This is a genomic window from Herbaspirillum rubrisubalbicans (genome assembly GCF_003719195.1).
GTDB classification, from domain to species: domain Bacteria; phylum Pseudomonadota; class Gammaproteobacteria; order Burkholderiales; family Burkholderiaceae_D; genus Herbaspirillum; species Herbaspirillum rubrisubalbicans.
Window position 1 is genome coordinate 4766091 of record NZ_CP024996.1, and the last position, 12772, is coordinate 4778862.

Annotated in this window: 11 protein-coding genes; 4 read left to right on the forward strand and 7 right to left on the reverse strand. The window is 59.7% G+C overall.

Annotation, left to right across the window (positions count from 1 at the left end):
• Window positions 1-48 precede the first annotated feature (48 nt).
• The 7 genes from tssG to RC54_RS21195 form a co-directional block, all read right to left on the reverse strand.
• Window positions 49-1137 (reverse strand): type VI secretion system baseplate subunit TssG, encoded by a 1089-nt coding sequence (tssG, locus tag RC54_RS21165; protein ID WP_058896806.1) that lies wholly within the window; start codon window positions 1135-1137, stop codon window positions 49-51.
• On the reverse strand, window positions 1101-2945 hold the full coding sequence (gene tssF, locus RC54_RS21170; RefSeq protein WP_058896807.1) for a type VI secretion system baseplate subunit TssF: 1845 nt from the start codon (window positions 2943-2945) through the stop codon (window positions 1101-1103). The genes tssG and tssF overlap by 37 nt, the downstream gene beginning before the upstream one ends.
• Window positions 2946-3434, reverse strand: a complete 489-nt coding sequence (gene tssE, locus RC54_RS21175; RefSeq protein WP_017452623.1) for a type VI secretion system baseplate subunit TssE — start codon at window positions 3432-3434, stop codon at window positions 2946-2948.
• Window positions 3435-3596: 162 nt separating this feature from the next.
• The gene (locus tag RC54_RS21180; protein ID WP_017452624.1) at window positions 3597-4088 is read right to left on the reverse strand and encodes an Hcp family type VI secretion system effector; all 492 of its coding nucleotides are present in this window, start codon (window positions 4086-4088) and stop codon (window positions 3597-3599) included.
• A 34-nt stretch (window positions 4089-4122) separates the two neighbouring features.
• Complete coding sequence (tssC, locus tag RC54_RS21185; protein WP_058896809.1) at window positions 4123-5616, reverse strand: type VI secretion system contractile sheath large subunit; 1494 nt, start codon at window positions 5614-5616, stop codon at window positions 4123-4125.
• A gap of 12 nt (window positions 5617-5628) precedes the next feature.
• Window positions 5629-6129 carry a type VI secretion system contractile sheath small subunit gene (gene tssB / locus RC54_RS21190; protein WP_061789964.1) on the reverse strand — a complete coding sequence of 167 codons (501 nt, stop codon included), beginning with the start codon at window positions 6127-6129 and terminating at the stop codon, window positions 5629-5631.
• A gap of 90 nt (window positions 6130-6219) precedes the next feature.
• Window positions 6220-6840: a tetratricopeptide repeat protein gene (locus tag RC54_RS21195; protein WP_058896811.1), complete on the reverse strand. Its 621-nt coding sequence runs from the start codon at window positions 6838-6840 to the stop codon at window positions 6220-6222.
• 371 nt (window positions 6841-7211) lie between these two features.
• Between RC54_RS21195 and tssJ the strand changes: the two genes are divergently transcribed.
• From tssJ to RC54_RS21215, 4 genes are all read left to right on the forward strand, one after another.
• Window positions 7212-7841: a type VI secretion system lipoprotein TssJ gene (gene tssJ, locus RC54_RS21200; RefSeq protein ID WP_061789963.1), complete on the forward strand. Its 630-nt coding sequence runs from the start codon at window positions 7212-7214 to the stop codon at window positions 7839-7841.
• Window positions 7842-7903: 62 nt separating this feature from the next.
• Window positions 7904-9250, forward strand: coding sequence for a type VI secretion system baseplate subunit TssK (gene tssK / locus RC54_RS21205; protein ID WP_061789962.1), 1347 nt, complete (start codon window positions 7904-7906; stop codon window positions 9248-9250).
• Complete coding sequence (icmH, locus tag RC54_RS21210) at window positions 9247-10026, forward strand: type IVB secretion system protein IcmH/DotU (protein WP_058896814.1); 780 nt, start codon at window positions 9247-9249, stop codon at window positions 10024-10026. The genes tssK and icmH overlap by 4 nt, the downstream gene beginning before the upstream one ends.
• A 30-nt stretch (window positions 10027-10056) precedes the next feature.
• Window positions 10057-12771 (forward strand): type VI secretion system Vgr family protein, encoded by a 2715-nt coding sequence (locus RC54_RS21215; RefSeq protein WP_123020486.1) that lies wholly within the window; start codon window positions 10057-10059, stop codon window positions 12769-12771.
• The last annotated feature ends 1 nt before the right edge of the window (window position 12772 follow it).

The following is a 12772-nucleotide window of genomic DNA, read 5'->3' on the forward strand; positions in this document are numbered from 1 at the left end:
CGCGACCGTGTTCGATCGCGTTTAGTGATGGATACGGTCCGTTGTGTGTCACTGCACGGCAATTTCATAGCGGATATCGGCGCGGTCCCGGGTTTCCGGCTCCGTCGAGATGAAGGTATCCCATCCCAGGCGACCGCCTTGGCGCTTGGCGTCCAGGGCCATGCCATGCACATCCGGGGCGCGCAATACCAACTGCACTTCATATTCCAAGCTCGATCCAGTGAACATTCCTAACATGCGGGCCAGTGCCAACGAGGCCCGTGCACCCGGCAGGAACTGCTCGAAGTCGTGCATGGCCAGCGGTCCGATGCGCAGACGCATCCGCAAGTCACGCTGCCAGACGCGCTCACCGGCCATGGCCGTGCCCAGCGCCGAATTGGTCGAGCCCAGCATGGTCTGGTGCTCGCGCGGCACGTCATACCAATGGCCGACGAACTGTTCGATCTGCAAGGGCACCGAGAAATATTCACCCAACACCTTCTGCATATACGGCGCAGAAGCCGGGCGATGGCGGAAAGCCCCGGCAAAGTGCGCCAACGACTCATCACGCACCCCGCTGCCGTCGACGGTGCGCAGGCGCTCGCGTAGTGAACGGAAGCCCAGACCTGACAGCGAAAGCAGCAAGGGCAGGAATTTGTCGCGGCGTCCGGCTTCGTACTGGAAGGCCAGTCGGTATTTGCTCCAGGCCTGGTAGAACAAGGCCAGGGAACGGGTCGAGAACGCGTCCAGGAAAGCGCGCGGGCCATCATCACGCTGCTCGATCTGGTGACGGGCGATGCGCTCGGTATAGTGTGCGGGCAAGGTGCCACTGCCGCCCAGAAAGCCCATGAAGGTCGGCGTCAGGCGCACGTACTTCATCTGCCCGCTACGCAGCGCCTGTTCCATGTCGCTCACCGAGAGCGCCTCTTCGCTGCGTGGCGGATAGGTTTCGATACGCTCGATCTCGCTGGCGGGGAAACCGAGCACGGTACGGTTGGCAAAGCGCAGGAAGTCGCACACCGCGCGTTCATGCGGTACGCCATTGCGCTTGAACCAGAGTTCGATCATGCGCACGGCCTGGAAAAACTGGAAGCGATGGGGAGCGGCAAAGATCCGCTCGATCACGCTAGGCTCAAATCTCCGCTGCGTGGCCTGCATTTCAACAGTTCCTCCCCTGTTCTTTTGGATATCACGCTCAACTGCGAGAAGCTGTTGGCATGGACGTACAAGCTGATGAAGCGATCGATCACGCCCGCGAAGGCGTGTAATCCACTACCGACGAAACCCTCTTCATCCACCGTCAGCTTGACCTCGATACCCCGCACCAGACTGGCGAAGGGGTTGCCGGGCAGCCACGCGGTCGTGGCCTTGTGATCAACGGCTGCGATGGCGCTGATCTGACGTTGTGAAATGGGCGAATTGGACTGGTCGTAGAGCGTCAGCATCTCCTGGAAAGCCTCCAGTCCGCCGCGCATCAACGACAGGTGATTGAGCGAGAGATGAGAAATCAGTCGCCATTGCGTCCCGCGGCCGCGCTCGAAGCGCGATGGCAGGGTCGGCTTGCGCAGCAAGGCGGCGGTACGCACGACACCGCCACCTTCCATGCTCAGGTCGCCACCGGGCAAGCCGTAGGTCAGCAAGGCCGGCAGGTCGCGATTGGTGCAGGTGAGTTCGATGCTCAGCGTATCGGTCTCGACCTTGGCCGGATCGAAGTCGATGTCAACGATACATATCTCGGTTTCATAACCAGGACTCTTCAAGGCCACCAATTCGTCGCGACGCATGGCCCAGTAATGACCATCCTGCTCGGGTGACTGACCGTGATGCAGGGAATAGAAGGGGCGAAAACGCGTGATCGACTCACCTGACGGCGTCTGCCGCACCAGTTGTACCGAATCGATCGAATAGACCTCGTAGCCGTATGCACGCCGGGCATCGGGTAAGACCGGATAATAGGCGCCGGCGTGGGTCAGCCTGATCGGATCGCCCCGCTGCTGGAACAGGTTGATGACCGGAGTGCATCCCAGGAGCAGGTTGGCGGCACCCAGGCCGCCCAGTTGGCGGGCGATGTGTGAATCGGCACGCAGCCCGGCCAGTCCCAGGTGCAAGGTGAAGCTCTTGGTACCGACAGGCAGTGCCGACAGGATGGAGGCCAGGTCGATATCAAAGAAATTGAATTTCTCCGGGAAGGCGAAGTACTCGGTGAGCAATCGGTAGGCTGGATGTGATTGGGCGGGGAAGTCGATCAGCGCATCTTCCTCGGCGAATCCGACCTCTGCCAGGGGGAGCTTGCGCAGCGCGACCCAACGTCCGCTGTGAGGGAGCTCGGCCCAGGCCGACACACTGCGCATGAAGAGCGTGTCGCGCAACGCCGCGCAGAAGGATGCCTCGCCATCGATGAAGACGCGCAACGAGGCGAGTCCCAGCTTGGCCAGGTTGATCTGATCGGACGTGGTTTCAATGGTGATGGACAGCGACGATGTGATCGTGGGAGCCAGCACCACCGCCTCGGGCGCTTCGATGATGGGAGCAAAGATGGCCTGCGAGAGCCGGATCGGTGCAACCGGGACGTCATAGACCGTCTGAAAGCGGCAGACCACGCCCTTGACCGGGCGGGTCGACAGCGCCGTGCCGCGGGAAATTCTGGTGGCACCGGTCAGTTGTGCAGCCGACGCAGCCGAATCCATGCGTGCAATCGAGCACGAGGGAAAGGGTCGCAGGTAATGCGGGTAGAGGACCTCGAACAAGGCCTCGGTGAATTCAGGATAATCATCGTCCAGTCGCTTGGACACACGTGCATTGAGCAGTGCATAGGACTGGATCATGCGTTCGATATGCGGATCTTCACATATCTCGCCTGCCATCAGCAGGCTGCCCGCAATCTTGGGATAGCGCTCGGAGAACTCGCGGGAGTAACGCCGCAGGAAGCTCAGTTCCCGTTCGTAATAAGGTAGCAGCTCTTGCACTTAAACTCCTATGCGGGTCGTTCTCGACTTGCTGATCGAGTATTGCAAGGTTGATGGCTGCAGCACGGCATCGAAATTGACCGTCTCCCGGGCGGCATTGACCACCAGCAAGGCTGTGATGGCAAAATTGAGGCGATTGATCGAGCCTTCCTGGATCTCCAGCGTCGCCTTCACATTGCGCAGGCGTGGCTCGTGGCGGGTAATGGCTTGTTCCAGCGCGCTACAGATGGCCATGCGGTCATCCAGGCTGGCCAGGCTCATGCCGGCGAAATCGTTGAGGCCATAGGCAATGATGGACTCGCTGCACTCGGGATATTGCTGCAGCAACTCGTCGGAAATGACGGAGCGCGTATTGAGCATGGCCTCGAGATCACGTGCCACCGCATCCTTGAGTTCTTCTATCGACAGACGACTGACGATAGGGCTGAAAGAAGATTTCGCCCCCTCGTTCATCAGCTTGTCAAACAGGCTGGGCGCAAAACCTTTCATTTGTTTTCCCCCGGACTGGTTTATTGAATCTTGGAACGACTAGAACGCATCATCAAAACGGAAGTCCGCCGGAGAACCGGCGGACGTCTTATCCCTTTTCCCTTTTGGAGGACTGTTCTTCTAGTCTTCTAGCGACAGTTCATCCGTTACGGCAACTCAGACTCAGATGACCTTGTTGGTCGAAAGATCCCAGCCACCGGAGGTATTGCCGGCGGTACCACCATCCTTCTTCTGTTGGGTGTACTTCCACTTGACGGTGGAGTACTTCAGACCAACAACTTCATTCAGAATCTCGCCCGACTCGATGGTGGGGGCGACGCTGCTGATCATCACGTTGGTCAGTTCGATTTCGAAGTAGCGCACGCGCTCGCCCTTGCCATCGGCACGCATGAATTCGAACTTGGCCTTCGGGATGGTCTTGCCCGATGAAGAGTTTTGCAGCAGCAGAGGAGATGCCAGATCGGCCACCTTGGTGAAGACGATGTCCTTGTGCTCGCAACGTTCGGCGGTGTGGCCACCACCGGTCGATGCGGTCGCAGACTTCGGCTGCAAGACTTGCCAGTCCACGGTCTTGCACTCGATCCAGTCCTTGTGCAGGTCATCAGTGGATTCACCCTTGATGCCGTCGATTTGCAGATAGACGTCAATTGCCATAACTTATCCTGTAAACAAGAGGGAGGAAAAATAGTTAAGATTTCCCTGCCTGCGGCAACTCCGCAACCAGCCGAAGCGACACAGACAGTTCATCCAACTGAAAATGCGGACGCAAGAACGACACGGCGCGATAAACGCCTGGCCGTCCCGGCACTTCCGACACCTGTACCGAAGCTTCACGTAGCGGGAATTGCGCTTTGGCTTCTTGCGTGGCGTTGTCATCCAACAGCACGTATTGCGCGATCCAGCGATTGAGGAAGTCTTCGACGTTCGAAGCGGCAGCAAAGCTGCCTATCTTGTCCCGCATCATCGACTTCATGTAGTGAGCGATGCGCGAGACAGCAAAGATGTATTGCAACTGCGAGGACAAGACCGCATTCGCATTGGCGGCGTCCGTGTTGTATTTCTTGGGCTTTTGCGCCGACTGGGCACCGAAGAAGGCGGCGTAATCGGTGTTCTTGCAGTGAACCAGAGAGATGAAGCCGAGATCGGAAAGCTCTTTTTCGCGGCGGTCGGTAATGGCGATTTCGGTGGGGCACTTCAAGGCCACTTCGCCCTCATCGGTCTTGAAGGTGTGCGTGGGCAGATCCTCCACCAAGCCGCCACCCTCCACGCCACGAATCGCCGCGCACCAGCCGAAGTCCTCGAAGGCCTTGGTCAACTTGCTGCCGAACGCGTAGGCAGCGTTACACCACAGGTACTTGGCGTGATCGGTGCCATCAACATCCTCCACGAAGTTAAAGCCTTCGACCGTGGTGCCATCCTTGGGATTGAAGGGCAGACGACCGAGGAAGCGCGGCAGCGTCAGGCCGACATAGCGCGAGTCTTCGGACTCGCGGAAGGATTTCCACTTCGCGTATTCGACGGTGTCGAAGACCTTGGACAAGTCACGCGGCTTACCCAGATCGGCATAGGTCTCCAGGCCGAACAGTTCAGGCGAGGCAGCGGTAATGAAGGGCGCATGGGATGCTGCGGCGATGCGCGACATCTGTTCGATGAAGTACATGTCTTCCGGCTGGCGAGTGATCTCGAAATCTCCCAGCAGGGCACCAAAAGGCGCACCACCGAAGGTACCGAACTCCTCTTCATAGACCTTCTTGAACATGGCGCTCTGGTCGAATTCCAGCGCGGAATTGAAGTCCTTGACCAGTTCCTTCTTGGTCGCGTTGAGGATCTTGATCTTCTGGTTCTCGCCCACGGTGGTATTGCGAACCAGGTAGTTCAACCCGGTCCAGCTGCCCTCCAACTTCTGGAATTCGGGAGCGTGCATGATGGCGCTGACCTGACTGGAAATCAGACTGTCCAGTTCCGCGATGCGGGCATCGAGGGTCGCGGACAGATTCTCGGACACGACAACCGTGCCTTCCATCACTTGGTTGACCAGTTCGGCGATCAGATCCTTGGCGCGATCGTGCTCGGAAGAAGATTTGGCGACCTTGCTCTGTTCGACGATGTCATCCAGGAGCGAGCTGCCGGCCGCAGCGGGAGCTGCGCTGGCGGCGACTTCGGTATTGGCTTGAGCGGACATGGTGATCTCGTTTTATTTGGTGGTTTGCTTGCTGAGTTCGGCCAGCTTCTCGGTGCTGTTGAGCACGTCGGTGAGGATATCTTCCAGCTTGTCGTTGCCGGCGATCTTGTTGCGCAGATCAGCCAGCTTGGTGCGCGCCTCCAGCAGCTTGCGCAGCGGCTCGACCTGCTGCACCACGGACTCGGGGCGAAAATCCTCCATCGAACGGAATTTCAGTTCGACTGCAAATTCGCCGCCCTTGTCGGAGAGCTCGTTGGGCACGCGATAGACAGCACGTGGCTCGATACCTTTCATCACTTCGTCGAAATTGTCGGGGTCGATGTTGATGAACTTGCGTTCCTTCAGCCGCAGCTGCGGCACTTCGGAGTTGCCACCGAAATCGCCGACCACCCCGGTGACGAATGCCAGCTCCTTCTTCTCGATGGCGTCGCCGATCTCGACGTCATAAGTCATCTGCACGCGCGGGGGACGCACTTTCTGCAGTTTCTTCTGGATGCTTTCTCTTTTGGCCATGTTTGCTCCGCTGCTATATTTGGGTGATTGCCCCATCGCCTGAGGCTGCTTGAACTGGAGGAGCCGTTGCCAGCTCCCGCCTGGCCTGCCTTACTTCAGATTGCCGAACGGATTCGGACCGCTGCCGCCACCGCTGTTGCCGCTGTCGGTAGTATCCGCCGCAGCAGGAGCGGCCTTGCGGGCCACCTTGCCACGCGCACGGGTGGTCGCGGCGGGCTTGGCCGGAGCTGGCACCAGGGTGTTTTCGCCGAGGCTCTCGCGCAGAATCTTGGTCAGGTCTTGCGCCTCGGTCTTGACCGAGCCATTGAGCGCATTCTGCGCCCGCAAGTCACCCAGCGACTTGGTCGCCAGGCGCAGCCCGGACACCGTGACGATGCTGTTGGCCACCTTGTCGGAGGGATCGCGCTTGAGGGCCTCCTGGGCATTGACGATGGCATCGCTGTAGTCACCAGCATCAAAGCGGATCTGTGCGATACGCAGCCACGGCGTCTTGTCTGCAGGGAAGCGGCTTGCTACCACCTTCAACACCGAGACTGCTTCGTCGGTCTTGCCTTCAGCCTGTGCGGTATTGGCCTGGGCCACACCGTTTTCCAGCGTGTTCTTGGCCTCTTCCTCCGGGCTGGGCTTGGATTGGGTATTGGCACACCCCGCCAACATCAGTACCAGCAAGGCTGGAACAATCAGACCCACTTTGAATTTGCTCGCACGCATTGGAAACCACTCCTTATATTTTTAACATTGAAAAAAATCTTGCACGGTCCTCGCGCAAGCAAATCAGCCGAGACCGGAAAAAACTCCGGAATTCCTGATTTTTAAGCTTCGAATGAGATGCGACGGCAGTTTTCTGGCGAAATTGATGCTTTTGAATACCGCACTTTTTAACTACCCCACGTTCTAATTACGACTATCAGGTTGTTGCCCGACTTAATAGTTTTAAGTAATTTGAACTTAAGCTCGTCCAAATGTATCGCATAGACCTTGACGAGAAAACGCAGTTCCGTAATCCGTAAGCACTTCCTAAAAAATTTTCGGCACGCGAGAATCTCGCGCATCAGAAATCAAACAAACCGCACGGGGCAGAGTTGAAGAACCGACTGATCGATCTCCTGGCAATGGCTGTTGTCATTTTCTCCATATCCGGCTGTGCCGCTGTAGGTGCGGCCACCTCCGTCGCCCAGGCCGCAAAATCCACGCTGGAGGCTCTTGGCCTGAAGAAACCGGATACCCCTGAAGTCCCCGACGCGATGAAGCAGCCGCGCACGGTCGCCGTCAAGCTGCACGCCTCCAAGGCGCTCAACCTGGACTCCCAGCAACGACCGCTGGCACTGGTCGTAAAAATTTATAAGCTCAAGCAGAACATTAGTTTCCAGCAAGCGTCATATGACACGTTCCTGAGTGCGCAAAAAGAAAAGGAAGCCTTGGGGGCCGACCTGTTGGAGGTCAAGGAAGTGACGCTGGTACCAGGCCAACGCTATGAGATTTCCGAAAAGGTCAGTTATGAAGCCGGCTACATCGGCGTAGTCGCCTTGTTCGTCAACCCCGCGCCACAGCGCTGGCGGGTGGCGTTCAAGGCCGATGAATCGGAGAAGAACGGGATCACCGTAGGCTTGCAATCCTGCTCCCTGACCGTGGGCGCCGGAGCTCTGGCCATCGACAGCCAGGGCAAGCCACAGGAAAAGAACCTCATGCTGGCACCGGTTCAGTGTAATTGAAAATCAAACAACAACTCGCAACGTATCGCGACATGAGCAGCAACATCTAACGGGGCAATCAAGTGAATCATTCCAATAAAGTCCTCTGGGGCGAAGGCCTCTTCCTCCGGCCGCAGCACTTCCAACGCCAGGATCACTATCACGAAACACGCCTGCACCAGACCGCTCTGGCCCTCAATCCCTATTGCTGGGGCGTGTCTTCGCTGCAGGTCGATCGCGATGCACTGAACAACAATACGCTGCGTATCCTGGAGCTGTCGGCCATCTTCCAGGATGGAGAGATCTATAAGGCCCCCGACGGCGACGACCTGCCGGACCCGATCGAACTGGCCGAAATCCCCTTGTCTCAACAATCCGTCACTTTCTATGCGGCGCTGCCGGCACTGAAGAGCTTCGGCAGCAATTTCGCCACCGGGACCGGCAATCACCAGTCCAGCCGCTACATCCAGGACAACGTCGAAACCCCGGACCTGTTCACCGAAGCCGCCAAGGCGGAAATGAGCTTTCTGAAGAAGGCGGTGCGGCTGGTTTCCGAAAACGAGCCACGCGATTCGCTGGTCTGCATTCCCATCGTGCGTCTGCGCCGCGCCAGTTCCTCCGGCTTTGAAATGGATCCGGATTTCGTGGCCCCGAGCCTGTCGGTCCATGCATCACCCTTGCTGTTCCAGCGTCTGCGCCGGCTGCTCGACGCCTTGCAGGCCAAGGTCAGCGCGCTCTATGGCCATCATCGCGAACCGAGCAAGAGTGTGGTGGAATTCCGTTCCGGCGACATCACCTCGTTCTGGCTACTACACACGGCCAGTACCGCCTATGCCAACCTGTCGCACTACCTGAACCATCCCCAGTTGCACCCCGAGCGCCTCTACGAACAATTGCTGGCCCTGGCCGGCTCGCTCATGACGTTCTCGCGCAGCCTGGCCCTGGCCGATCTGCCGCCCTACGAGCACCGCGATCCGGGGCCACCGTTCGCACGCCTGGACAGCATCATCCGCGAGCTGCTCGACACCGTCATTTCGTCCCGCTACTTCGCCATCGCCCTGCACGAGAACAAGCCGTCCTATCACATGGGGATGCTCGACTCCGGCAAGATCGACGACAAGACCAGCTTCTACCTGGCCGTCAATGCCGACCTGCCGGCCATCGAACTGGTCGACGTGGTGCCGCTGCGCTTCAAGATCGGCGCCCCCGAGGACGTCGAGAAATTCGTGCTGGCGGCGCTACCGGGCGTGAAGCTGGTGCACTCACCGCAAGTACCAGCCGCCCTGCCGGTGCGGCCCGATACCTATTACTTCACGCTGGAAAGCAAGGGGGCGATGTACGAACGCATGTTGCAGGCGCAGTCGATCTGCATCTACGTACCCTCTGGCATCCGCGACCTCAAACTTGAACTCCTGGCGGTGACACAATGAACATGACCTCGGCCCCCTCCCTGCTCGACCCCGACCACCGGCCACCCACCCAGGCGGCCAGCGCGCCAGTCAACGCGCGCTCGCTGCTAGACCTGATGTACGACGGCTTCTATGCCTTGTTCATGCTCAAGAACGGCAGTGCGCCGGTGGATGAAGCCTCCTTCTCCATGAAGATGCAGAAATTCCTGGGCGACGTCGAGCGCAATGCCAAGAAGCTCGATGTCTCGCCGGAGGATGTCTATGCCGCCAAATATGCCTTCTGCGCCTCGGTCGATGAAATCATCCTGCGCTCCAATTTCGGCATCCGCGATGCCTGGGAACGCCGCCCCCTGCAACTGACCATGTTCGGGGATCAACTGGCAGGTGAAAATTTCTTCAAGCAGCTGGAAGACCTGCGCATCCGTGGCAACGCGCACATCCAGGCGCTGGAGGTGTTTCACATGTGCCTGCTGCTGGGTTTCCAGGGCAAGTACGCATTGGAAGGACCAGAAAAACTGAATTATCTGACCGCCCGCCTGGGTGACGAAATTGCCCACCTCAAGGGCAAGAGCGCCGGCTTCGCGCCGCATTGGGCAAGACCGGACGCCATCGTCAACAAGCTGCGCAATGATGTACCGCTGTGGGTGGTGGCCTCGCTGTTTGCCTTCATCGCCATGTTTGCCTACCTGGGGCTGAACTGGATGCTGACCAGCGGCACCGAAAACGGCCTGGCCGGTTATGCCGACATCGTCAAGCTGGCGCCGCGCACGGCCAACCTCACCATTACGCTGCCCTGAGCAGGATTCCCTCATCAGAAGGCGACTCAGATGAATCTGCCGTTTCCCGATTCTCTCTCCCCCGTCATCTCCGCCCTGTTCGGCCCCGGCCTGTCGCAACATGCGCGCCTCATCACCCTGGACAGCGCACAGCCCGATGGCTTGCCCGAATCCCTGGTGGTGGAACGCTTCCACGGCCAGGAAAGCGTCAATGACAACTTTCATTTCGACATCGATGCGCTCTCGGTCTCCACCGATCTCGACCTGAAGCAATTCATCGGCACCGAGCTCACCCTGCGCCTGCTGCAAGCCGACGGCAGCCGGCGTGCCTGGCATGGCTACTGCACGCAAGCCTCCTGGCTGGGTGCGGATGGTGGCCTGGCGCGCTATCGCCTGCGGCTGGAATCCTTCCTCGCCTTCCTGGAGCGACGACACGACAGTTTCCTGTTCCAGGACATGGATGTCACCGAGATCGCCAGCGCCCTCTTCAAGGAATACCCTCAGGCCAATTTCGCCCTGAACGTCACCCAGACACTCATCAAGCGCGATATCTGCACCCAGTACCGAGAAAGCGACTTTCATTTCCTGCGCCGCATCCTGGCCTCGGAAGGCTTGAACTTCCGCTTCGAGCACCAGCAGGAAAGCGATGACGCCGGTCAGCAAGGACAACAGGGGCAACAGGGGCAACAACAAGCACGCCACAAACTCATCATCTTCGACCGCCAAGCGAAGATGCCAGCCATCCCCGGTGCCGACGACACCATCCGCTTCCACCGCGTGGCCGCCATGGAGGCCAGCGATGCCATCACCGACTTCAGCGCCGTGCGCAGCGTGCAATCCAATGGCGTGGCGCTGGCCAGTTGGCACCCGGAAAAGATCTCCTCGCCATCGGCCGAAGAAAACTCCAGCCTGGATGCTGGTGACCTGCCGCTCTTACCTATCTATGACGGCACCGGCCAGCAGGACTTCGCCGACCAGGATGCCGCCGCCACCCACGCCTTGCTGATGCTGCAAGCGCTGGAGATGCAGAACAAACGCTTCGAAGGCGCCGGCGCGGCGCGTCAACTCGCCGCCGGCACACAGTTCTCATTGCGCCAGCACGACCACTATCCCGCAGGAGAAAACCGCTTCAAGGTACTCTCGGTCAAGCACAGCGCACGCAACAACTTCGAGCACAATATCGCGCGCATCCTCGACGACATCCTGCCGGACAGTGCCCAGATATCAGATATCAGCGCCGACGACGAACTGAAGGCCGGCACCTACCGCAACCGTTTCACGGTCGTGCGCGACGCCGTTCCCATCCTGCCCACCGCCATCACGCAACGCCTCAAGCCCACCTCCCGCGGCACCCAGACTGCGCTGGTGACCGGCTTGCCTGGCACTGCCGTCACGACCGACCGCAATCACCGGGTCAAGGTGCAATTCCATTGGCAACGCGGCCAGTCGCCCAATCCGGGCGGCCTGCGCGAAACCGGCAATCTGGATGACAAACAAGGCAATGCCCCCGGCAACGATGCCTCCGGCACCTGGGTGCGCGTGGCCGAAGCGCAGTCCGGCCCCAACTGGGGCAGCCAGTTCACGCCACGCATCGGCAGCGAAGTCTTGATCGACTTCATCGAAGGCGACATCGACCGCCCCGTGGTGGTAGCCCAGCTCTACAACGGCAATGACACTCCCCCCTTCCCGGCCGGCGCCGATTCGGGCGTCAATCATGCCGGCACGATTTCCGGCTGGCACAGCCTGTCCCACGATGGCAGCGGCTTCAACCAATGGGTGGTGGACGACACGCAATCGCAGTTGCGGATGCGGCTGGCCTCCAGCCAGGCCAGATCGCAACTCAATCTGGGCCACCTGATCGACCAGGCCGACACCGGCGCCCAGCGCGGCAACTACCGCGGCCAGGGCTTCGAGCTGCGCAGCGATGCCTGGGGCGTGGTGCGCGGTGAAAACGGCTTGCTGCTTTCCGCCACCGCGCGCCCGGCTGCCGGGGCCAGTGTCACCAGCACGCAGATGGACGCCACCGAAGCGATTGCCCAACTGAAAGGCGCCAGTGAACTGACCAACAACATGGGCAACGCCGCCACCCAGCAGCAGGCGCTGCATAGTGCGGCAGCTTTCCAGGCCAAGTCCGACTTCATCGCCGCCATCGACCCGGCCGACCAGGGCAAGCATCCGGCCAGCGTCAATGGCCAGGAAGCCTTCAAAACCAAGGGCGAATCGCGCCAGACCGACGCCGCACAACCGGTCGAGAAATTCGCCAAGGCCGCCGTGCTGATGGAGTCCCCGACCAACATCAACTGGGCCAGCGCCGCCTCCACGCTGCTCTATGCGGGCGAGAGCCTGCACTGGACCAGCCAGGGCGACACCCACTGGACCGCAGCCGACACCGCCAGCCTGGCCGCCGGCAAGGCCGCCACTCTGTTTGCGCATGAGGGCGGCATCCAGGTCTTTGCCGGCAACGGACCGGTCTCGCTCCAGTCGCATACCGATGCGCTGGAGATCCTGGCCGACCAGCAGGTGAGCGTGACCAGCGTCAATGACAGCATCGAGATCAAGGCGCGCCACAAGATCGTGGTACAGGCGGGGCAGTCTTGCGTGACGCTGGAGGACGGGAACATCACGTTTGCTTGTCCGGGGACGTTTTCGGTGAAGGGAGCGGCACATGCGTTTCCGGGTGGGGCGAGCGCTGCGGCAAGCCTGCCACCTTTACCGAACAGCGTTGTGAACGTTAAAAATTCGCGGAGATTCTCCTTCTCACGGTAAG

Excerpts from the sequence above, each read along its gene's own strand:
- tssG (WP_058896806.1), bottom strand. The coding sequence starts at position 1,137 with ATGCAGGCCACGCAGCGGAGATTTGAGCCTAGCGTGATCGAGCGGATC.
- tssC (WP_058896809.1), bottom strand. The coding sequence starts at position 5,616 with ATGTCCGCTCAAGCCAATACCGAAGTCGCCGCCAGCGCAGCTCCCGCT.
- tssE (WP_017452623.1), bottom strand. The coding sequence starts at position 3,434 with ATGAAAGGTTTTGCGCCCAGCCTGTTTGACAAGCTGATGAACGAGGGG.
- RC54_RS21215 (WP_123020486.1), top strand. The coding sequence starts at position 10,057 with ATGAATCTGCCGTTTCCCGATTCTCTCTCCCCCGTCATCTCCGCCCTG.
- tssB (WP_061789964.1), bottom strand. The coding sequence starts at position 6,129 with ATGGCCAAAAGAGAAAGCATCCAGAAGAAACTGCAGAAAGTGCGTCCC.
- RC54_RS21195 (WP_058896811.1), bottom strand. The coding sequence starts at position 6,840 with ATGCGTGCGAGCAAATTCAAAGTGGGTCTGATTGTTCCAGCCTTGCTG.
- icmH (WP_058896814.1), top strand. The coding sequence starts at position 9,247 with ATGAACATGACCTCGGCCCCCTCCCTGCTCGACCCCGACCACCGGCCA.
- RC54_RS21180 (WP_017452624.1), bottom strand. The coding sequence starts at position 4,088 with ATGGCAATTGACGTCTATCTGCAAATCGACGGCATCAAGGGTGAATCC.